Here is a 22,298-nt window from a genome sequence, read left to right as displayed (position 1 = left end):
CCTCATAACAAGGCGGGGCTTTCATCTTCACCGTTCAGTGCATCATGGGATGGAATGCAAAAAAGAAGGAATTTTTTTGTATCTCGCGAATAACATTTATTAGAGTCTGTTCAACAAAAAGATCGCACCGATGTATTGAAACGGACTTCCGTGCTAACAAAAAGGAACGTGGATCAAGCTGTTCAAGTTGCTGCATTTGTCACATGTTTGTTGGACCATGCATTTGAAAACATTCCATCATCCTATTCCCAGGGGAGGTACTTATCATGGAAGTATTAAAAGTTTCAGCCAAGTCCAATCCGAATTCAGTCGCAGGTGCATTAGCCGGTGTTCTCAGAGAAAGAGGAAATGCTGAGTTACAGGCGATTGGAGCGGGAGCTCTTAATCAAGCGATAAAAGCAGTTGCCATTGCCCGGGGATTCGTGGCACCGAGCGGAGTTGATCTGATCTGTATTCCTGCCTTCACGGACATCGTCATTGATGGGGAGGATCGAACAGCCATCAAACTGATTGTTGAGCCGAGATAGCATGCTGATTCCTTACTCGTCTTGAAGCCTGTTTGCCATTGATGCAAACAGGCTTTTTTGCGTTATTTGCGGCACGATGGATAGCTCTAGAAGAAATATATAGGTTGGCCACACTTAGAAACTGCATATATAAATAGGAAGTGTTTAATCCCGATCAAGGAGAGACGGTCATGGCGAATCGAATACCTGTGGTTGACATGCATTGTGATGTGCTCAGCAAAATCCAAATGAATTCGGAGCTTCAGTTCTTAAACGGTCCGGGCCTCGACGTAACTCACCATCGACTCGAAGAAGGTAATGTCATTCTGCAAACCTTTGCTATATATCTATCGGAGAAGCTGGGGACTCTTCGATTTGAGCATATTATGAAACAGATAGAGATATACAACCAGCTCGGCTTAAAATTGGTGCAGTCCAAAGAAGATGCAGCTTATCTTCGGAAGAGCTTCGACAACTTGAGGGGTGGACAATGGGGGCTTCTATCACTTGAAGGCGTTGACGGACTGGAAGGCAATCTCTTTTATTTGGAGCTGTGCTACCTTCTTGGTGTCCGGTTTGTCGGCATCACTTGGAATCATGCCAATTGGGCAGCAGACGGCATCCTCGAAGCAAGAAATGGAGGTTTCACGAACAAAGGAAGAACCCTAATTCACAGATGTAATGAGATTGGCATGCTAATGGATGTTTCCCATTTGTCCGAGGCGGGATTTTGGGAGCTGGCAGATGCTTCATCTCAGCCTTTTATTGCTTCACATTCCAATGCCCGAAGTATTTGCCCGCATCCGAGAAATTTGACTAACGATCAGATTCGGGCCATCGTCGCCTTGGATGGAAGAATGGGAATGACCTTCGTCCCATGGTTTGTCAAGGAGAAGGGAACGGTGAAGATCTCAGATCTACTGAAGCATATTGAACGAGTCTGTGAGCTTGGAGGAGAGAAGCATTTGATGTTCGGATCGGATTTTGATGGAATTTATGAATGGATACACGGGCTGGAGCATCCGGGACAATATCCAGAACTCGTAAACTCGCTGGTGAAGCATTATCCCGAATCCGTCGTAAGAGGCTTCATGTATGACAATATTTTGTCATTTATGGAGGAAAACTTGAAGACCATAGGACGTTGAAGCGATTAAAGTCATCCGAAATGTCGGGATGACTTTTCATTTTGTTCTTAATATGGGTATAATAATGGATGGAGCATTACAGATAGAGAGACAAGGAGTGTTAGTAAACATGAGTAAAACTGTACCTGTAGGCGTATCAGCACGCCATATCCATTTGACGCAAGAGCACATTGAGGTGCTGTTTGGCGCTGGATACCAATTGACTGAATTTAAACCGTTGTCCCAACCTGGACAATTTGCTGCAAATGAGACTGTTGCCGTTATCGGCACGAAAGGTCAATTCGATAAAGTGCGTATTCTTGGACCAGCTCGTCCTGCGAGCCAGCTTGAGATTTCACGTACAGATTCCTTTGCGATCGGTATTAAAGCACCTGTTCGTGAATCAGGCTCCATTGATGGAACACCTGGTGTGACACTGAAAGGGCCAGCAGGTGAGGTTACACTTGAAGAGGGCGTCATTGTTGCTGCTAGACACATTCATTTCCATACTTCGGATGCGGAGAAATGGAATATCAAGGATAAAGAAATGCTGAAGGTTCGTCTCGGCGGCGAGCGTGGCTTGGTTCTTGAGAATGTCATCGCCCGTGTATCTGATTCCTTCGCACTGGATATGCACATTGATACAGATGAAGCGAATGCCGCTGGAGCTAAAACTGGCGACGTAGCTGAAATCATCGATTAATAGTTAATTAACGACTATATTATGAGGGTTGTTCACTTTGGAGCTTTATTCCAGAGGGACAACCCTCATTTTCTTATAAGAGTGCCGATTTTAAAAATCCCTTCAGTGAAGGATTGTGGATATGCATAATAAAGCATGTTATAATTTGGTGTAATGCCTTTTTTGTTAGTGGAGGCACTTGTGTTTCAATCATTGATGCTTATCATTGTGAAATAGATTCAGCGTAAGGAGTGACCGTGTGACCATGGCGAAAGAGAAGAAAGATTACTCCAAATATTTTGATTTTTCGGATGCGAAAGTCATTTCGGAAGATGAGTTTGGTAAGAAAATCCGGATTCGTGGACGGGAGATCAATATTATTTCGGAGCCTGACCATAGACGTGAGAAGCAACGGGGGAAAGAAGACATTCAGGTCATATATGAGAGCGCAGTTCCCGAAGAGATGAGAACGATCGGTAAAGGGAAGCATTATCTTGTATATACCTATGGCTGTCAAATGAATGAGCACGACTCAGAAACGATCAAGGGGATTCTGGAGGAAATGGGCTACCAGCCAACAGAGGATCGCAAAGAGGCGGATATCATTCTGCTCAATACCTGTGCTATTCGTGAGAATGCAGAAGATAAAGTGTTCGGAGAGCTTGGCCATTTGAAGCATCTGAAGACAGAGAAGCCTGACCTTCTGCTCGGCGTTTGCGGCTGTATGTCTCAGGAGGAAACTGTAGTCAATCGAATTCTCCAAAAGCATGGTTTCGTAGACATGATCTTTGGTACTCATAATATTCACAGACTGCCGCACCTCATTAATGAAGCATTCTTCAGTAAAGAAATGGTGGTAGAAGTCTGGTCCAAAGAAGGCGATATTATTGAGAACATGCCGAAGAAGCGTCAAGGAATGCGGGCGTGGGTCAACATTATGTACGGCTGTGACAAATTCTGTACATACTGCATCGTACCATTTACGCGTGGTAAGGAGCGGAGCCGCCGTCCGGAGGATGTTATAGCGGAAGTTCGGGATCTTGCTCGTCAGGGCTTCAAAGAGATTACACTGCTTGGACAAAACGTGAATGCTTACGGAAAAGACTTCACGGATATCAAGTATGGCTTCGGTGATCTCATGGATGAGATTCGCAAGATTGATATTCCACGGGTCAGATTCACGACTTCACATCCACGTGATTTCGACGATCATCTGATCGAAGTTCTTGCTAAGGGCGGAAACTTGGTAGAGCATATCCATTTGCCGGTTCAGTCCGGCAGCACAGCAGTTCTGAAGAAAATGAGCCGCAAGTATACAAGAGAGCGTTATTTAGAGCTCGCAAGTAAAATTAAACAGTCGATTCCCAATGCCGTGCTTACAACGGATATTATTGTGGGCTTCCCGGGCGAAACCGATGAGCAATTTGAAGAAACGTTGTCGCTCGTTCGTGAAGTGGGATATGATTTTGCATACACCTTCATTTATTCTCCACGTGAGGGAACACCTGCGGCGGTCATGGAAGACAATGTACCGATGGAAGTTAAGAAGGAACGGCTGCAGCGTCTGAACAAAGCGGTTCAGGAGTACAGCTATGAGGCACACGAGCGAATGAAGGGACAAGTCGTTGAGGTTCTGGTTGAGGGCGAGAGTAAGAACAATGAAGCCGTGCTCTCGGGTCGTACACGCGGCAACAAGCTGGTTCACTTCGAAGGGTCCAAAGATTTGATCGGTACTTTCGTACAGGTTGAAATTACAGACGCTAAATCATGGTATATTAAAGGTGAACTCGTGTCTCTGCCTCAAGCAGCGAACCAGTAACCACACACCAACAGACAGCATGACATTGCAGGGTGAGAAATTCAAATCAAGAATGGAGCGATCATTCATGGCAGAAGATAGAGTTAAAGTCAATCAATATGGTATGCCTTCATTTAATACGCGAGATCTCATTATACGCGATGATATTATGGTAAAGGCAAAAGAACTGGCCGATTTGATCGGCACTAGTGAAGAAGTGCAGCACTTTAAACAGGCGGAGCTAAAGATTCGTGAGCACGAGCGAGTTCAAGGCCTAATTCAGAAGATGAAGAAAAAGCAAAAAGAAATCGTTGCGTTCGAATCGTTTCAAAATAAAGAAATGGTTGAAAAAATTGAACGTGAAATTGAGGAGCTTCAGGACGAAATTGACAATATTCCTCTGGTAACGGAATTTCAGCAAAGCCAGAGTGACATCAATTATCTGCTGCAGCTTGTCATTTCAGTAATACATGATACCGTGTCGGAAAAAGTAAATGTCGAGACGGGTACGGAAGCTCCTCCGTCAAGATGTGACTAAAGACAAGAGTGCGGAATTTCAACATTTCCGCGCTCTTTTTATGTAAAATTACAAGCACAACCGAACAACCAATGAAACATTAAATATATAATGATATCCCTTTATTAAATAACGACGGTATTATGAAATTGATTCAGGGAATTATAATTTTACATCTAGGGGGGACATCCATGAATATTGTAGAAGAAATGATTAAGGATGCTGATGAACGCTTTTGGGGATTACTCGGATGCAGGCTCATCAGTGTAACAGAGGATGAAATTACAATAGCGATAACGGCAGGAAAGAAGCATACAAATTCAATGGGAATCATTCACGGCGGAGTATTATCGTCATTAATGGATCAAACGATGGGAATGGCTGCTGTTCATGCCAAGCAGCTGGATCACTGTGTCACAACGAATCTGAATGTCCACTATCTTGCTCCGATGAGAGAAGGGGAATTAATTGTGACAGCCAAAGTTATCCATGAGGCGGGGAGAAGTCTGACCACGACTTCAGAAGTTAGAAATGCCGATGGAGTCATCGGATGTATGGCAACCGCCTCTTTCCGTTTGGTTATTCCTAAGAAATAGCAATGTCTGTAGGTAAATCAATATCGCGATAACTCCTGGGTAAGGTTGACAAACAGTATCATGATGTCATAATGAAAATATCAAAATGAAATCATAGCGGTGATAATCCATGAATGAAGAACTATACGAGAAAGAACATGAAGAAGATCGATCCGTACCCGTTGGTCAGAAGAAGAAATACCGTACGCCGGATGGTGTACCGGCAGATATTGTCATGTTTACCCTTACGAAGCGAGAACGCAAGACAGTAACCAAGACATTACCCATCCGTGAACTGAAAGTGATGCTGATTAAGCGTAAATCTTGGCCTTTTGCAGGTAAGTGGGCTTTGCCGGGTGGTTTTTGCCAGGAGAACGAATCGATTTATGACGCAGCTAAGCGAGAGCTGATGGAAGAAACCGGGGTTGATGGCGGTCACCTCGAATATTTAGGTGTATACAGCCAGCCGGGCCGGGATCCGCGTGGGTGGATCATCTCCCATGCTTTTTTTGCGCTTGTTGAAGAATGGATGCTGGAGCATAGGCAAGCCGCAGATGATGCTGAGGATGTCGGATTATTTACCATTCAGGAAGCATTAAATGAATTGGAGCTCGGATTTGATCATAGAACGATTATTGAAGATGCTTACAAAAGAATTCAGCAGCAAATGCTGCAAACCACGATCGCCAGACAGTTCCTGCCTCAGCATTTCACCTTAAGTGAGCTATATCAGGTTATTCAAAGCGTAGTACCCGATTTTGAGGAGCCTAATTTTATTCGAAAAATTACATCAACTCGAAGCCGTCAGGGGATAATTGAAGATGTGAAGGATGAAGAAGGAAACCCAGTCAGTTCTAATCAATATTCTCAGCGGCCAGCACAGCTGTATCGCTTCACAGAGCTTGTGCCGAGATTATCTATTTATACTTGATTATCTAAGGAGTGAAGAATGTGAGAGCTCTGGTTGTTATTGATTATACGAATGATTTTGTGGACGGTAAACTTCCTGTTGGCGAGCCTGGGATTGCGATTGAACAAGCTGTGGTACAAATAACGAAACAATTTATAGATAATCGAGAGCTGGTTGTAATGGCAGTTGATCTGCATGAAGAGAAGGATCCTTACCATCCGGAGACGAAGCTGTTTCCTCCTCATAACCTACGGGACACGGAAGGGAGACAGCTCTATGGAGAGCTTGCGGCGCTGTATGAAGCGAACAAGAGCTCGATCTATTGGATGGATAAGACCAGATACAGTGCATTTGCTGGTACCGATCTTGAGCTGAAGCTGCGTGAGCGTGGTATAACAGAGGTTCACTTCATTGGGGTGTGCACCGATATTTGTGTGCTTCATACAGCGGTAGACGCCTACAACAAAGGCTTCTCGATTACGGTGTACGAGGATGCAGTTGCTAGCTTTAATGAGGCGGGACATGTTTGGGCACTTGGTCATTTCAAAGGCAGCCTCGGGGCTGATGTAATAAGGTTTAACATTAAAGAGGATACAAACCTCTAACCATATGAATTTGTTTTGGCTTTTTTTATCGGCCTTGAGAGGATGAGTTAGATGCAAACGATTAGCCTGGCTTTACATACGGACAAATATCAAATTAATATGATGTATGCTCATTGGGTAAATGGCACACACAAGCGCAAAGCGGTATTTGAAGCCTATTTTCGCAAGCTCCCGTTTAAGAACGGGTATGCTGTGTTTGCCGGCCTGGAGCGAATTGTACGTTATATTAGCAATCTTCGGTTTACGATGGAGGATATTAAATATTTGTCCAGCCAGGAAGAGAATTATGACCCTGCTTTCTTGGAGGAGCTGCTTCAATTTTCATTCCAGGGAACGATCCATTCGATGAGAGAAGGAGCCATGGTATTTCCGGATGAGCCGCTGATTCGGGTTGAAGGAAACATTATGGAAACACAGCTGGTAGAGACCGCCATTCTGAACTTTATGAACTATCAGACCCTGATTGCAACCAAAGCATCGAGAATCAAGCAAGTATCAGGAAATGACGCTCTGCTTGAATTTGGGACTAGGCGAGCTCAGGAGGCCGATGCAGCAATATGGGGAGCACGTGCTGCCTATGTTGCTGGGTTTGATGCGACTTCTAATATGCTGGCAGGGGAGCAGTTCGGCATTCCGACGGCAGGCACACATGCCCACTCCTGGGTTCAGAGCTTTGAGACAGAGCAGGAGGCTTTTGACGCTTATGCCAAAGTAATGCCCGATCAGGTCACACTGCTGGTCGATACATTCGATACCTTGGGGAGCGGTGTTCCGCATGCCATAGCTACGGCCAAGATGCTGGAAGCCCAGGGTAAGAAGATGAATGCAATCCGACTCGACAGCGGAGATCTTGCTTATCTGTCCATTCAGGCACGAAAGATGCTGGACGATGCAGGTCTGCCTTACGTTAGAATCGTCGCTTCCAATGACCTGGATGAGCATACGATCTTCAACTTGAAGGCACAGGGTGCCAAAATTGATACGTGGGGTGTGGGAACCCAATTAATTACCGCTGCTGATCAGCCTTCCCTAGGTGGGGTGTACAAGCTTGTCGAGCGCGAAATGAACGGAAAGATGGAGCCAACCATTAAAATCTCGGCCAATCCCGAAAAGGTGACAACACCAGGGAAGAAAGAGGTATACCGTTTAATTGATCCGGAGACGAACAAAGCGATCGCAGATTATATTTCCTATCCTAATGATGATCAGCCGAAAGACCAGCAAGCGCTGGAGCTGTTTAATCCGGTTCATCCGTACATGAAGAAAAAGCTGAAAAGGTATAATGCGGTTAATATGCTTGAACCGATATTCGTAAATGGGCGGAGAGTCTACGAGCTCCCAACCTTAGAGGAGATCAGAGCTTATCATCAGGAGCAGAAGGAAATGTTCTGGCCGGAATATTTAAGAAAACTAAACCCTGAAATTTATCGGGTTCATATCAGCCCTGCAGCGTGGAATTTGAAGCAAAAAATGCTGGCGGAATATATTCAGTCGTAATGCTATAGCTATTGTAATAGAACACCTTCTCAGCCTAGATTATATTAGGGTATGGGAAGGTGTTTTGATTCGTTTCGTTGAAATAGGGTAGTAGATTAAATTGATTTATTTTTATTTGAGGACATTTTAGGAAGGGGACCTGGCAATGAACAGCATAGATAACGAAACTCGGTTTAAAGCTTATATGGTGCGTAAAGACGAAGAAGGCTTCAGAGCAGGAATCGAGGAGCTGACTCTTCCAGAGCTGCCGAATGAAGCAGTAACGATACAGGTGGAGTATTCCAGTGTGAACTATAAAGATGGTTTGGCAAGTACAGAGAATGGAAAAGTGGTGAGATCTTATCCGATCATTCCTGGGATTGATCTTGCAGGTACTGTTGTTTCTTCTGCTGATGATCGCTTCAAGCAGGGAGACAAAGTATTAGCGACTGGGTATGGACTGGGGGTGCAGCAGGACGGTGGTTATAGTCCTTATGCGAAGCTGCCGGCAGACTGGTTAATTCCGCTTCCGGAAGGGCTGACAACGAAGGAAGCCATGTCTATAGGAACTGCTGGATTTACAGCGGCCATGTCTGTAGAGGCTCTGCTTCAAGCGGGTGTCACAAGAGAAATGGGTCCCATTCTCGTCGCGGGTGCAAGCGGTGGAGTAGGATCGATGGCGATCTCCATCTTGGCCCAGCTCGGATTTGATGTTATCGCAAGTACAGGGAAGAAAGATGCTGAAGAACAACTCCTTAAACAACTAGGTGCAACTGAAGTAATAACAAGAGAAGACGCTTATCAGAAAAATACAGGCGCATTGTCAACTGAGCGATTCGCCGGCGTCATTGATCCGGTTGGCGGATCTGCTCTGAATGCTGTACTCGCATCAGTTAAATATGGAGGCGCTGTGGCCATATCAGGCATGACCGGAGGGAACACGTTTGAATCAACGGTATTTCCATTTATCTTGAGAGGTGTATCACTGGTTGGAATTGATTCCGTATACTGTCCTCGGGATAGAAGACTGAAGCTGTGGAGACTGCTGGGTAAGGAATGGAAGCCGGAGACTGCACTTGTCCAAGGCGTAAACGAAATTTTCCTTGAAGAGCTGCCACAAACTTTGTCACGGATTCTCGAAGGCAGAGCTGTAGGCAGATCTGTTGTCAGACTGAATTCAGTTGAATAGACTGGTTATTGTCTAGAATGATAAAAACCAGGGTCGCTCATTGTATATGATCAGCGATCCTGGTTTCTTTGAATCTCCTGTAGTTTTCATATTCACCATTCTATTTAAAGCCAGATTGGTTTCAATTATGCCGCATACTACTTGGTCTTATAGATTTCGCGCATGACGTGACCAAGCTCGGGTGCAATAATGCGAGTTATGGCCAGCTTGACGGCACCAGTGGAACCCGGCATAGAAAATATCGCTTTGGAGCCAATGACACCAGCCACAGCGCGGCTTAGTATAGCGGCAGTTCCAATATCCTCTGCAAAGCTGAGGTATCTGAAGATTTCGCCAAAGCCAGGAAGCTCTTTGTCAAGCAAAGAATGTACAGCTTCATATGTATTGTCTCTAGGTGAGATCCCTGTGCCGCCAGTTAGTAGAATGGCTTCAATATCATCTCGAATCACCGATTGGTGGATTACGGATTGAATAGTGGATGTATCGTCAGGGATAATGATATAATCGACGACAGTGTATCCGGCATCTCGCAGCAGCTCCTGCATAAGCTGACCGCCCTTATCCGTATCCTTCGTGCGGGTATCCGATACTGTGATTACCATGCACTGGACTGTTTCAGGTGCCTCGTTACGGTGCTCTTGGACAGAATTCATTTCTATCAGCCCTCCAGTATAATCTATTCATAACAATAGACGATATAAGAGAAGTAAGCAATCATCGGATTCAAGATCAACATATATTCAGAAAGGATCATGATATTATGAAACCAAAACAGACATCTTCAGCTCCGATTCCCGTATATATCCTGTCTGGATTTTTAGGAAGCGGCAAAACAACACTGCTTGTGAAGCTGCTTGAATATTGGAAAAGCCAAAACCTCACTCCCGCTGTTGTCATGAACGAGCTGGGGGAGGTCAATCTGGACGGCAAGCTCATTGATCAACGTGTCCCTATGGCTGAGCTGCTCGGCGGCTGTATCTGCTGCTCTGTCCGAGATAATCTAGGTGTAGAGCTTGTCCAGCTGGTGCAGAATACATCACCTGATGTCATTGTGATTGAAGCAACGGGCGCAGCGAATCCTATTGAGATTTTGGACGGAATCGCTGATACATCCCTCTACATAACGCTGGAGGTGAAAGGTCTCATCTCCGTGGTTGACAGCATTCATTTGCTAGAAACATACCGCCTGCAGAAAGGCAAAACATTCCGGCTTATGCAAGAGCAGATCCGCGCTGCCTCCATCCTTCTTCTCAACAAAACAGATCGGATTGAAGAAAAGGATCGGCCAGAATTACTCAGCCTGGTTAAGGATTGGAATGAGCATGCAGCTATACATTTTACAGAGCATTGCGATATCGATCCGGCATTCTTGACAGAGGACGCCAGTTATTTGGTGAATAGCGAAGGATCAGCTTCAGACTCTCGAGCACAGGACAAACATCGTCTTCATCACTCCCATAATCATGTAATGGTATATACTCATTACTTTAACAGCAAGATTAATAGCGTATTGTTTGAGCGATGGTTGAGGGAGCTGCCGCGTGATATTTACAGAGCCAAAGGAATTGTTCATTTTTCCGATACAGGAAGCCGCTTCTTGTTTCAGTATGCTTATCGTGAGCCGGATTTTACCAAGCTGGGCTCAGGGGAAGAGCTGAAGGATGTGGGTGTATTTATAGGTGAACATTTTTCGAAGACAGAGCTGATCCAGCTGCTGCATCGGCTTGAAGAAGAAAGTTCGAAGATAAAATCATAAAAAGTCGAATTCAGAGGAAAGTTATTGCATATTGATTATCATACCGATCTTACGGGTAATAGAATGAATAATGAGATTACGCGGAGGGATGTAACAATGGCAATGACAAACATAGAGATGGAGACACAGACACAGATTGCAGCTTGTTTGGAAGCGATGAATGCATGTAATAAATGTTATGTCTCAAGTTTGAAGGAATATGATCTAGGCATGTTAAAAGAAAGTATCAGGCTGAACAGAGAAGCTGCCGAAATTTGCAGCTTTGCGGCTTCTGCGCTCAGCCGGGGTACAGATTACAAGGACGAGATTCTGGCGCTTGTCGTTAAGGCCTGCAGAGCATGTGTAGCGGAGTGTGAGAAGCATGAGCATCTGCACTGCAAAGCCTGTGTGGACAGCTGCCGCAAATGTGCAGAAGTATGTAGCCCAGCTGGTCTTGCTGTATAATTACAATACTCCCGAATGAATTAGTGTTGCAAATGGATGGATAATCAAGATATAATGTTACAAAATTATAAATTCAATGATCGGGAGAGTAATGACAGAACACCTCATGTTTCAGCGAGCCGGGATAGTGCAAGCCGGTATGAAGGATCTGACAGGAAGCGCACCCGTGAGAAGGTACATTGAAATATCAGTAGGTGTACTCGTCATCAGCGGGCGTTATCCGCTTAGAGAGGAATCGAACAGGTTGCCAGCTGCGGGAAGCACTGCGGGTAAGCCGTTCGTATTCACATAGAGTGGTACCGCGGGAATATGTTAATCCATAGCTCTCGTCTCTGTAATATACAGAGGCGGGAGCTTTTTTGTATATATTGGAATAGGAGTGTATGTATATGCTGATAAATAAGGTTGTCGATTTGTTAGAACCGATGTTGGACTTACCGAGAGTGGAGATTGAAGCGATGGTGGAGGTACCACCGCGTCCAGAGATGGGGGATTTGGCCTTTCCTTGCTTTACGCTTGCTAAGACAATGAGGAAGGCTCCGGCTGTTATTTCAGCAGAACTGGCTGCCAGCCTAACAAGTCCCGAGCTTCGGGCTGAGGCTGCAGGCCCGTACATCAATTTTTATTTTGAACGCACAAATATGGCTTCGGCTATGCTTACAAGGCTTGCTGATCCGCAGTTTGGTAAATTACAGGTCGGAGCAGGCAAAAAAATGGTGATTGACATGTCATCTCCCAATATTGCGAAGCCCTTTGGTATCGGTCATCTGCGTTCCACAGTCATTGGGGCAGCGCTGTATCGAATGTATGAAGAGGCAGGCTATACAGCAGAAAGTGTGAATCATCTGGGGGACTGGGGGACTCAGTTTGGTAAACAGATTGCGGCTTACAAAAGATGGGGGGAAGATGCACGACTCGCGAAAGAGCCGATAAAGGAATCGCTGCGATTGTATGTGAAATTCCACGATGAAGAAGAGAACGACCCAAGTCTGGGAACGGAAGCTAGAGCATGGTTCAAGAAGCTTGAGCAAGGGGATGAGGAAGCTGTATCCTTGTGGAAGTATTTTGTCGATATCAGCATGCAGGAATTTAACCGGATGTACGACCGTCTGGGCGTTAAATTCGATCATGTGCTCGGAGAGAGCTATTATATTGATCAAACGGACAATACAGTGACCAAGCTAAAACAGTCCGGTCTGCTTACGGAAAGTGACGAAGCCATGGTCGTCAGATTGGATGAGGAAGGGATGCCGCCTTGTTTAATTATTAAGAAGGATGGAACAACCATCTATCCAACTCGGGATCTAACCACCGCATACTATCGTCATGAGGTCATGAAGGCAGATGAAGTGCTCTATGTCGTGGGTGCCGAGCAGAAGCTTCATTTTCAGCAGGTGTTTGCTGTACTCGCGAAGATGGGAGAGAAGTGGTCCGAGCATTTCATCCATGTCCCCTTCGGTCTGATGAAGTTTGAGGGACGAAAAATGTCTACAAGACGCGGCAAGGTTGTATTTCTTGAGGAAGTGCTGGATGAAGCGGTAGAGCGGGCAGCACAAATTATCAACGAAAAAAATCCGAATCTCCAAGATGCTGCTGAGGTAGCTGAGCAGGTCGGACTTGGAGCGATCGTTTTTGGTGATTTGAAGAATCACCGATTAAACGAAGTGGATTTCTCACTAGAGGAAGCGCTCAGCTTTGAAGGAGAGACGGGACCTTACGTTCAGTACACTCATGCCAGAATTCAAAGCCTGCTGTCCAAAGCAAATACCAACACGGATGAGGAAATACAGGAAACTTCGAAATCTGCAGCTGACGAACACTCAGATCAGGTACAGATCAGTGATGCAGCCTGGGCAGTCATGAAGCATTTATCCCGTTACCCTGAACAGCTCGAAAGAGGGGTTCGTTTAAAGGAGCCTTCTGTGCTGGCAAGATACGTCATTGATTTAGCACAGCTGTATAATCGGTTCTATCATCAAGAAAAAATTCTGGGGAGCCCTAAGAATGAACGGACTTACAAGCTAAAGCTCAGCGAGATTGTTGGACAACGAATTAAAGGCATACTTGGTTTGCTAGGCGTGCAGACACCGGAACGGATGTAATAACTAGATTGCTCATAAGTATTTACTACTTGTTCATTGGAGGAGATTATGCCAACCATCTGTCTGCATCGGGTGAATAAGACCTATCAACAGAAAGTAGTTCTGAAGGATATTTCTTTAAATATTCGTCAAGGTGAATGTGTTGTCCTCACAGGTCATAACGGTTCGGGTAAAAGTACGCTGCTAAAAATATTAGCAGCGCTGCTTTTTCCATCGAGCGGGAAAATTACCGCATGGAGCGCTACTGGTGATATAGCGGATGTTCGAGCAGGCTATGCTATAGATCGACTCCCGCCTCTTCCGTTTACGGCAGAGGAATATTTATTGTCTATGGGCGGCATCCAGCGATTAGATCGGAGAGAGGCTCAAAGTCAAATGATGACCTTGATGGATGCTTTACATTTAAAGCAAAACACGAAACAGCAGATTGCTTCTTTTTCTAAAGGGATGAGACAGAAGGTGAATTTAATTCAGGCTCTTATGGGAAAACCTGACTTGCTGCTGCTCGACGAGCCTTTATCTGGTCTTGACTATGATTCCCAGCTTCATTTCTCTGAAATACTATATGACTTGAAGCGGGCAGGAACGACAATCATTTGTGCCAGTCATGAAAGTATGCTTATACATAAAATAGCTGATTCTGTTGTTGAATTAGAGAATGGACGGGTGTATAGAGTGATTCAGCAGGAAGAGTTAACATTTACAGATGTAGTGGTAATCAAGGCTGGAAACTTAACGGATGACCAAATTGCTCTGCTAGGAGCATTTGAAGGAATTATAGAAATATGCAAGGAGACAGCAAAACATGAAATGTTCTGTATGATAAAGGTTACTGCAGCATCAAGCGATAAGCTCATTCTAAATATTATAAGGCAAGGCGGTACCATTAAATCTGTTACACATGACGAATATCATTTTTATACAATTGGGAGGGACTGAGTTGAACTCTCTTTTGATCTATTTTTTAAGAACGTTCATTCGTTCACCCTATTATTTCGCACCCATTGTCACCTATCTTTTTATTATGGCAATTCAGTATTCTTACCGTCCGAATCCGATTGCGGATAGCTATAGTGTGACGGCTGCCCTGCTCTTTTTTGCTTCTGCCTGGATTGGACGAGGATTCTATCAAGCCGAGCATCCGGATCAGCGGGCGATTACTATAATACATTGCCGAAAAAAGTGGGTATACTTTATTGGAATGTGGATCGCCTGCTCTATAGTTGTCGCTGTTATGACCCTTATAGCAATAATGTTTCCTATTGCAGCTTGGATGTTTGAGCGGCTACCAACCATTTCAGAGCTAGTCACAGCTGTTATTGGACACTACACACTCGGCCTGCTCGGTATATCAATATCCTTATTTACTCAACGCAGTTGGATTAAGAGCCAGAGTAACGCGCTTGCTGTATTGTTCATTTGGTTAATGGGCGGAATGATGCATACTCAAGTGGAGAGATGGCTTCCCGATTATTTGTACTTTTTAACCTATTTATTTCCTCCAGCTCTACCGAATATTAAAGCCATGCTAAATCCAAATGATGTTGTTACCATGTCAGCTTCTACATTGCATGTGATTGTATACGTTATCATTTTGTTATCATGTTATGTTTATGTTTCTGTGAAAAGAAAGGATGTTATGTTGTAACGCTTACATTATGACGCAGATCTATATTTGTCGAAGAATATCGGCAGTATAGATCTTTTTTATTATTTTAAGACAGAAATGTGTTATTATTTCTTACACTATCATTGATTTTTATAATTTTTCGTTAATTACAGATATAGAATCTGCATCCTCCAGATTTTACAATGGATAACAAGAGGAGGGGGAGCAATGTCAGAGATCTCTACGAATACAAAACTGGCACAGCACAAAAGATCCAGAGGTCTTGCTGTTCGATTGAAGAAGCAATGGGAGTTACAGATTATGGTCATCCCTGCGCTCATTCTCGTATTCATATTTAGCTATATTCCGATGTACGGAGTACTAATGGCTTTTCAGGACTATAGCATTTTTGACGGGTTCTGGGCGAGTCCATGGGTTGGCCTCAAGCATTTCGAAATGTTTTTTTCTTCACCTGATTTCTGGACGATTATGAGAAACACGCTTATTATTAGTGCGCTTAAGCTGTTTATCGGTTTTCCTGCACCGATCATTCTAGCCCTGATGCTGAATGAAGTGCGGAAGATGGCCTTTAAACGAGTCATCCAAACGGTTAGTTACCTGCCTCATTTCTTGTCCTGGGTTATCGTTGCTGGATTTGCGATGTCGATCTTGTCCACAGATAACGGTAGCTTGAACATTCTGCTTCAGAAGCTTAACTTAATTGATGAGCCGATCGGCTTCCTGGGGATCGCTGAATATTTCTGGGGAATTCTTGTCAGCGTCAATGTGTGGAAGGAGATCGGGTTTAACTCGATCGTATATTTGGCAGCGATTGCCGGAATTAATCCCAACCTGTACGAGGCCGCACAAATGGACGGAGCAAGCAGATTGAAGCAGATCCGATATATTACGATTCCATCCATCATGCCTGTAGTCATCATCTTCTTTATTCTGGCGATCGGCAATTTGCTGAATGCAGGATTCGAAGACATATTACTGCTCGGTGGTAATCCGGTACTACGCGATGTATCCGACGTGCTGGATACCTATGTGTACAGGACAGGGATTGAGAATCAGCGGTTCTCCTACGCTACAGCAGCAGGTCTGTTCAAAGCAGTTGTCAGCGTCTTGCTATTGACACTTGCTAACTATGCAGCTAGAAAGTCGGGGAATAGTCTATGGTAGATATCAAGCACAGTTACCGCAATAAGGAGGTATTTAGATGAAGTATAGGAGCTTTGGAGATCGAATGTTGATGCTCTTTATATACACGTTTCTGATCCTCCTGGGGTTCACCACCTTTTATCCATTCTGGAATGCGCTTGTCATTTCCTTTAATCAGGGACTGGATACAGCTCTAGGCGGTGTGACTTTCTGGCCGCGGGTATGGACACTTGAGAATTATGCCATTGTATTTCAGGACAGCCGTATCTTAAATGGCTTCTACATATCCATCATGAGAACAGTAATTGGTACAATATTGTCGGTCTTACTAACTGCCTTGCTGGCATTTGCAATGTCGAAGAGTGAGCTGATTGGCAGGAAATTTTATATGGTCTTCTTCATTGTCACCATGTATTTCAGCGGCGGCCTAATTCCAACCTTTATGGTTGTACGTTCACTTGGACTTATGGATAATTTCTGGGTGTTTATCATCCCATCATTGATCAGTGTTTGGAACATGATTATTTTTCGTACCTTTTTCAAAGGACTTCCGGATGGGTTGATGGAATCCGCTCAAATTGATGGCTGCGGTCAGTTTCGAACGTTCTTTCAGATCGTCCTTCCTCTATCGGGGCCTGTGATCGCTACTTTGTCGCTCTTTACCGCAATTGGACACTGGAACGAATGGTTCCTGCCGAGCATCTACATCAATAATGAGAATTTACTGCCCATTCAATCGATGCTTCAGCAAATATTAAATTCGAACATTATGACAGAACAGATGTCACAGCTGGACTCGGCAGCTCAATCGAGAATGTCACAAATGAGAGAAGTAACTTCAAAATCTTTATCGATGGCCACAATGATGGTCGCTACCCTGCCGATTATTATGGTTTATCCTTTTGTACAAAAGTATTTTGTTAAGGGTGTATTGGTCGGTTCACTTAAAGAGTAGGTGTTTAAAGTCACTAGACTTTGGACCATAGATTGATTCGCCGTATAAACAAGGGAGGGTTATGGAAGATGTGGAAAAGTAAAAAGAATCGAACGAGTAGTGCACTGACTTTGCTTCTGGCCTCGGTCATCGGGCTTGCGGGCTGTTCAGGTGGAGGAAGCGGGGGAACGACGGATACACCGGAAGCCGAACCAGCACCTGAAACAACGAAGGAGGAGACTGCTTCCACCAATTTTGAGCTTGGTGCAGAACCGCTGAATTTCTCCTTCTATGGTAACTATGACTGGTATACGATGCCTCAGTGGGGCGGAGACGAGGCCAGCAAATGGATTAAGGAAAACAAAAAAGTGGATATTACCGCCATTAATTCCGGCGGAAATGCGGCTCAGAAACTGAATACGATGATTGCTTCTTCTGAACTTCCAGATGTCATTTGGACCGATCGCGGCGCGGATGTAGAGCGTCTTCGGGCAGCTGGAGCACTCGTTCCGTTTGATGAATATCTTAAGAAATACCCTAATTTGAAAGAATGGGCAGGCGAAGAAACACTTAATATGCTTCGTTCAAGCGACGGCAAGCTGTATCAGTTCCCGAACTGGTATACTTCCCAGCCTAACGGTAATGCAGGCTACATTGTTAATAAGAAGATTTACACAGAGCTGGGTGAGCCTAAGCTCGAGACAACAGACGATCTGTACAACTACCTAGTACAAGTGAAAGAGAAATACCCGAATGTGATTCCTTTTGAGCCGGATCTTGCAGTCGATGGCCAAGGTCTGGATGTCCTCTACGGTGCATTCGGTGAGGATCACCCACCCGCATTTGTAAGCAATAGAGCGGTTCCCAATGGGGATCAATTGACATCGATCTTCACGGATCCTGTATTCAGAGAAGCAACTCAATACGCGAGCAAGCTCTTCCGCGAGAAATTGATGGCACAGGATGCCCTTACTCAAACCAAAGATCAGGTTAAGGAAAAAGTATATACAGGACGTGTAGCTGTTGCCGCAGGGGCAAGTCCTACGGAATACGGTTCGGTAGGTGACACGGAGCTGAAGAAGAAGGATCCGAATGATGGCTACTTCATGATCTGGCCGGTGCACAAAGAAGGGCTTGATAAAAACAAAATTTGGACGGGTACGTATAACAGTCTAGGCTGGAACGTTAGCGTAATTACCAAAGGCGCGGAAGACCCTGAGAAAATCTTTGCCTTCCTGGATTGGTACACAGGCCCTGAAGGTCAACGGGTTATTATGTGGGGACCAGAAGGGATCTATTGGGATGGTACTGATGAAGAAGGATCTCCACTGTTTACAGATGCATTCGTAACGGATGTCGAAGGTCGTTCGAAGATGATGGATGCAACGGTTAACCTTCAGTGGAACGGAAATACAGTCTTCGTCGATAACTCCAAAATGAAGTTTGAGCAAACTCTTGCACCCGAAGATCAGAACTGGGAAACTAGATACCAATCTGAGATTACCTGGAAGACACAATACAATGCGACTGAATTCATTAACTTAGCTCCGCTTCCAGAATCCGAGGAAGGAATTATCCAGCAGCAAGTAAATGAAATCTTCAATGAAGCCAGAGCCAAAGCCTTGTACGCACAAAATGATGAGGAAGTGCTAAGTATTCTGGATAAGGCTCAGGAAGATGCAATGGCCGTTGGTTATGATAAATTGCTGGCCTTCAAGACACAAAAATGGCAAGAAAATAAAGCACAAATCAGTGGTCAATAATTTCTTCACGATAAGCAGGCTCATCCTAGTATAATAATGATAAACGTGCACCGTTCCTTGAAGTGAGCGGTGCTCACGTTTATCATTTTTCTCTATTTTCTTAGTCAGGGAGTGGTCATATGTATCAAGTGCTGATAGCTGACGATGAAATTTTAGATCTTGAGGGGATGGTAAGGTTTATCCCATGGGATGATTTGGGGATTCGGATTGTTGATGCCGTGAATAATGGTTTCGATGCCCTCGAAATCATCAAGAATCAGGCAATCGACATTTTGGTAACCGACGTACATATGCCGGGCATGTCAGGAATTGAGCTTGCACGAACGGCGCTAAAGGTGAATAAAAATTTGAAGCTTATTTTTGTCAGCGGCTATCAAGATTTTCGCTATGTGAAGGAAGCGTTAACACTTCATGCATACAGTTATGTCCTGAAACCCATGGATGATACGGAGCTCATATCCGTGCTTAAGCAAATTACGAGTGAACTGGATGAACAGCTTCTCCGGACCGAACTCGATCACAAGTTCAGTGAGGCTGTGATACAAACGATTGAATATCGTATCATGGGCGGACGCATCAACGTAACGGAGCAGCATCCTGCCTTATCCCATATGAACTTGGACAGCGAGGAGCTGTTTTTTGATAAGCCTCTTGACCTGCTGGTTACCTATCTTCTTGCTCAAGATAAAGATATGGTTCAAGCGCAAATTACCGAACTTATGGAGCCTGTACACAGACTTAACCTGCTGTCACAGCTTCATTTTATAGTGATTTCCTTACTCATTAAAATCGATCACTACGTGAGGACGAGGCTTGGTTATCCGGAAGGCTTTATTCCGCTCGGAGAGCATGATGTAGAGGCGATTAAGAGCAAAGGTTCACTAGCTGAATTAGTAGGCTGGCTGTCGAAGCATCTTATGGATCTGTTTGATATCAGCAATCATCCGAGACTGAAGCAAAAAAAGCACACGAAGATCGTCGGTCAAATTATAGAATATGTGGAAGCGCATCTTCATTTAAATGTCACCCTGCGTGAGGTTGCAGATGAGCTAAGCTTCTCCCCTAACTACCTGGGAGCCATATTTAAGGAAGAGACCGGAAAAAGCTATAACGAATACATTGTACATTTAAGGATGGAAAAAGCATGTCATCTCCTCAAAGATCCAAAGATCAAGGTCTATGAAGTAGCAGATCGCGTAGGCTACAGGTATATGCCTTATTTCAGCAAGCAGTTCAAAGAAACCTATGGAATGACCCCAGTAGAGTATCGAAGAAAAGCATAATAAAGAATGGGGTTTTGTAATCATGTACAATCCTAAGCCGAAATTTCTTCCATTTGGTTGGAAGCTTCTCATTTCTTATTTAATTCTTATTATCCTACCTGTGGCCATCCTCGGCTTCACTGCAAATGCAATCTTAGTTGAATCCATGCTGACTCAAACGAGAAACAACCTGCAAGGAACGTTATCCCAGATGAGGGATAATGTAAGGTATAAGCTGGATGATACAGAAAGAATCGCAGATATGCTCTATTATGATGAAACACTTGCCCTCAATTTAATGCGTTATGAAGAAGGGTGGATCAGCTACGAGACGACATCCACGATTCTTCTGCCCAAGTTCAGACAAGCGGTCGAATCCACCAATCAGAAATTATGGTTGTCTATATATTTAAAAGATGATAATCTCCCAGAAATTTATTATGACTCTGGTAATATAGATTTGCTGCGGGTTAAACAGCAGTATTTTGATGTATATCACATCAGCCGCATACAGAATGAAGATTGGTATAGGGATTTTCCGAAGGAACAATATGGTAAGACGCAGACTTGGACACAGGTAGACGATGATGCTAAATTCGGAAGAATCTCACTTCTTCGGCGGCTTGTGAACACAATGAACCCTCTTGATCTGAAGGAGATTGGTTTTGTACGCGGCAGTGTGTATCTCTCCGAGCTGTTTGCAAGTCTTGACTACCAAAAAATTGGACCGGGAAGTCTGCTCGAAGTGGTTGACCAAGGAGGCAGCACGATGTATTCCTCTGGGGAGATGCAAACCGAGAAGCACAGCAGACAGCCCATTGAGAGCAGATCGGGTCACCTGCTTATTACGGAACAGCTGCCGGAGCTGGGCTGGACGATTAATGCTTATGTTCCGCAGGATTTGCTTGAGATCGGTGTGCAAAAGGTCAATCAAATGACTTTGTTCATCAGCTTGTTATTTGTTGTTCTTATCAGTGTGGTAGCTGGATATATTTCCCGCTTTTTCTCCAGAAGGTTCGCAAAAGTGATATCTGTACTTACGATGTTCCAGCAAGGTGATTTTCACAAGAGAATCGCATACAAGGGCAACGATGAATTTGCCATTATTGCAGATGCACTGAATCGAATGGGGGAGCAGACCGAACGTTTAATTGAAGAAGTATACGAGACCAATCTGAAGAAAAAGCAAGCAGAATTGGAATCGTTACAGGCTCAGATCAATCCTCATTTTTTATATAATACACTGTCGTCGATTAGCCGTTTAGCAAAGTTTGGCCGTGTAGAGCAGCAGCATCAAATGATTATGAATCTGGCGAAATTCTACAGATTGACCTTAAATGATGGAAGAACGATCATCTCGATTCATGATGAGCTTGACCAGGTGAAGGCATACCTGGATATTCAAAAAGTGAAGTATGGAGATCGACTCGAGGTGGACTATTGCATTGATCCACAAATTTTAAAGTTTAATACCATTAAACTGATTATTCAGCCATTTATTGAAAATGCACTGGAGCATGCATGGGTTGGCGATCGAATCTACATTCGAGTCGTTGGTGAACGGAAGGATGAGCATATTTTGCTTCAGATTATTGATGACGGCGTCGGCATGACACAGACATACGCTGCTCAGCTGCTGCAATCGCGGGATGATCGACAGAAGGGCTATGGCATTCTTAATGTGCATAGACGAATCCAGTTGTCCTTTGGAGATGAGTATGGCGTATCCATATACAGCCGGCCCGGGATAGGTACCAACATATCAATTACCATTCCAATCCAAGAAAAGAACGTGATTTGACCAAGTATGATAGATTTTGGTTGATCTTTCCACAGCTTTCCGAGTAACATAAATGTAAGAAAGCAAAAAGGAGAGACA

22 protein-coding genes are annotated in these 22,298 nt (G+C 44.3%); 21 read left to right on the top strand and 1 reads right to left on the bottom strand.

Annotated elements, in window-relative coordinates; genetic code table 11:
• Positions 1-266 precede the first annotated feature (266 nt).
• The 10 genes from BLW49_RS01910 to BLW49_RS01865 all read left to right on the top strand — a co-directional run bounded on the left by BLW49_RS01910 (position 267) and on the right by BLW49_RS01865 (position 9,385).
• A complete protein-coding gene (locus tag BLW49_RS01910; RefSeq protein ID WP_019005392.1) occupies positions 267-527 on the top strand; it encodes a stage V sporulation protein S in 261 nt (86 codons plus the stop codon).
• Positions 528-697: 170 nt separating this feature from the next.
• A complete protein-coding gene (locus tag BLW49_RS01905) occupies positions 698-1,654 on the top strand; it encodes a dipeptidase (protein WP_076311083.1) in 957 nt (318 codons plus the stop codon).
• A 109-nt stretch (positions 1,655-1,763) separates the two neighbouring features.
• Positions 1,764-2,336 (top strand): phosphate propanoyltransferase, encoded by a 573-nt coding sequence (gene pduL, locus BLW49_RS01900; RefSeq protein WP_076311082.1) that lies wholly within the window; start codon positions 1,764-1,766, stop codon positions 2,334-2,336.
• Positions 2,337-2,580: 244 nt separating this feature from the next.
• Positions 2,581-4,134 (top strand): tRNA (N6-isopentenyl adenosine(37)-C2)-methylthiotransferase MiaB, encoded by a 1,554-nt coding sequence (gene miaB, locus BLW49_RS01895; protein ID WP_076311081.1) that lies wholly within the window; start codon positions 2,581-2,583, stop codon positions 4,132-4,134.
• A gap of 67 nt (positions 4,135-4,201) precedes the next feature.
• Positions 4,202-4,651, top strand: a complete 450-nt coding sequence (locus tag BLW49_RS01890) for a YlbF/YmcA family competence regulator (RefSeq protein ID WP_076311080.1) — start codon at positions 4,202-4,204, stop codon at positions 4,649-4,651.
• A gap of 170 nt (positions 4,652-4,821) precedes the next feature.
• The gene (locus tag BLW49_RS01885; protein WP_076311079.1) at positions 4,822-5,226 is read left to right on the top strand and encodes a PaaI family thioesterase; all 405 of its coding nucleotides are present in this window, start codon (positions 4,822-4,824) and stop codon (positions 5,224-5,226) included.
• 109 nt (positions 5,227-5,335) lie between these two features.
• Positions 5,336-6,136: an NUDIX hydrolase gene (locus BLW49_RS01880; protein WP_076311078.1), complete on the top strand. Its 801-nt coding sequence runs from the start codon at positions 5,336-5,338 to the stop codon at positions 6,134-6,136.
• Between the two features lie 20 nt (positions 6,137-6,156).
• A complete protein-coding gene (locus BLW49_RS01875) occupies positions 6,157-6,720 on the top strand; it encodes a cysteine hydrolase family protein (protein WP_090722947.1) in 564 nt (187 codons plus the stop codon).
• Between the two features lie 51 nt (positions 6,721-6,771).
• Positions 6,772-8,217: a nicotinate phosphoribosyltransferase gene (locus BLW49_RS01870; protein WP_090722945.1), complete on the top strand. Its 1,446-nt coding sequence runs from the start codon at positions 6,772-6,774 to the stop codon at positions 8,215-8,217.
• 145 nt (positions 8,218-8,362) lie between these two features.
• Entirely contained in the window at positions 8,363-9,385 is a 1,023-nt protein-coding gene (locus BLW49_RS01865; RefSeq protein WP_090722943.1) for an acrylyl-CoA reductase family protein, read from the top strand.
• A gap of 137 nt (positions 9,386-9,522) precedes the next feature.
• Here the strand turns inward: BLW49_RS01865 and BLW49_RS01860 are convergent, their stop codons facing one another.
• On the bottom strand, positions 9,523-10,038 hold the full coding sequence (locus tag BLW49_RS01860) for a MogA/MoaB family molybdenum cofactor biosynthesis protein (protein ID WP_076311074.1): 516 nt from the start codon (positions 10,036-10,038) through the stop codon (positions 9,523-9,525).
• Positions 10,039-10,145: 107 nt separating this feature from the next.
• Here BLW49_RS01860 and BLW49_RS01855 point away from each other — a divergent pair, with 107 nt between their 5' ends.
• The 11 genes from BLW49_RS01855 to BLW49_RS01800 all read left to right on the top strand — a co-directional run bounded on the left by BLW49_RS01855 (position 10,146) and on the right by BLW49_RS01800 (position 22,220).
• Entirely contained in the window at positions 10,146-11,141 is a 996-nt protein-coding gene (locus tag BLW49_RS01855; RefSeq protein ID WP_090722942.1) for a CobW family GTP-binding protein, read from the top strand.
• Between the two features lie 96 nt (positions 11,142-11,237).
• A complete protein-coding gene (locus BLW49_RS01850) occupies positions 11,238-11,585 on the top strand; it encodes a four-helix bundle copper-binding protein (RefSeq protein WP_371264508.1) in 348 nt (115 codons plus the stop codon).
• A gap of 91 nt (positions 11,586-11,676) precedes the next feature.
• Positions 11,677-11,877 (top strand): hypothetical protein, encoded by a 201-nt coding sequence (locus BLW49_RS01845; RefSeq protein WP_090722940.1) that lies wholly within the window; start codon positions 11,677-11,679, stop codon positions 11,875-11,877.
• A gap of 97 nt (positions 11,878-11,974) precedes the next feature.
• Complete coding sequence (gene argS / locus BLW49_RS01840) at positions 11,975-13,687, top strand: arginine--tRNA ligase (RefSeq protein ID WP_090722938.1); 1,713 nt, start codon at positions 11,975-11,977, stop codon at positions 13,685-13,687.
• A 48-nt stretch (positions 13,688-13,735) separates the two neighbouring features.
• Positions 13,736-14,626 carry an ATP-binding cassette domain-containing protein gene (locus BLW49_RS01835; RefSeq protein WP_090722937.1) on the top strand — a complete coding sequence of 297 codons (891 nt, stop codon included), beginning with the start codon at positions 13,736-13,738 and terminating at the stop codon, positions 14,624-14,626.
• A 1-nt stretch (position 14,627) separates the two neighbouring features.
• Entirely contained in the window at positions 14,628-15,335 is a 708-nt protein-coding gene (locus BLW49_RS01830) for a hypothetical protein (RefSeq protein ID WP_090722934.1), read from the top strand.
• Positions 15,336-15,617: 282 nt separating this feature from the next.
• Positions 15,618-16,481 carry an ABC transporter permease gene (locus tag BLW49_RS01825; RefSeq protein ID WP_371264528.1) on the top strand — a complete coding sequence of 288 codons (864 nt, stop codon included), beginning with the start codon at positions 15,618-15,620 and terminating at the stop codon, positions 16,479-16,481.
• 37 nt (positions 16,482-16,518) lie between these two features.
• On the top strand, positions 16,519-17,415 hold the full coding sequence (locus tag BLW49_RS01820; RefSeq protein WP_047909634.1) for a carbohydrate ABC transporter permease: 897 nt from the start codon (positions 16,519-16,521) through the stop codon (positions 17,413-17,415).
• A 68-nt stretch (positions 17,416-17,483) separates the two neighbouring features.
• Positions 17,484-19,157 carry an extracellular solute-binding protein gene (locus BLW49_RS01815; protein WP_090722931.1) on the top strand — a complete coding sequence of 558 codons (1,674 nt, stop codon included), beginning with the start codon at positions 17,484-17,486 and terminating at the stop codon, positions 19,155-19,157.
• Positions 19,158-19,276: 119 nt separating this feature from the next.
• Positions 19,277-20,440: a response regulator transcription factor gene (locus tag BLW49_RS29070; protein ID WP_256209540.1), complete on the top strand. Its 1,164-nt coding sequence runs from the start codon at positions 19,277-19,279 to the stop codon at positions 20,438-20,440.
• 22 nt (positions 20,441-20,462) lie between these two features.
• The gene (locus BLW49_RS01800; protein ID WP_090722929.1) at positions 20,463-22,220 is read left to right on the top strand and encodes a cache domain-containing sensor histidine kinase; all 1,758 of its coding nucleotides are present in this window, start codon (positions 20,463-20,465) and stop codon (positions 22,218-22,220) included.
• Positions 22,221-22,298: the final 78 nt, after the last annotated feature.

This window comes from Paenibacillus sp. PDC88, assembly GCF_900106725.1.
Taxonomy (GTDB): domain Bacteria; phylum Bacillota; class Bacilli; order Paenibacillales; family Paenibacillaceae; genus Paenibacillus; species Paenibacillus shunpengii.
The sequence above is the reverse complement of the archived record's forward strand: the minus strand, read 5'-3'. Positions and strand labels throughout refer to the sequence as shown.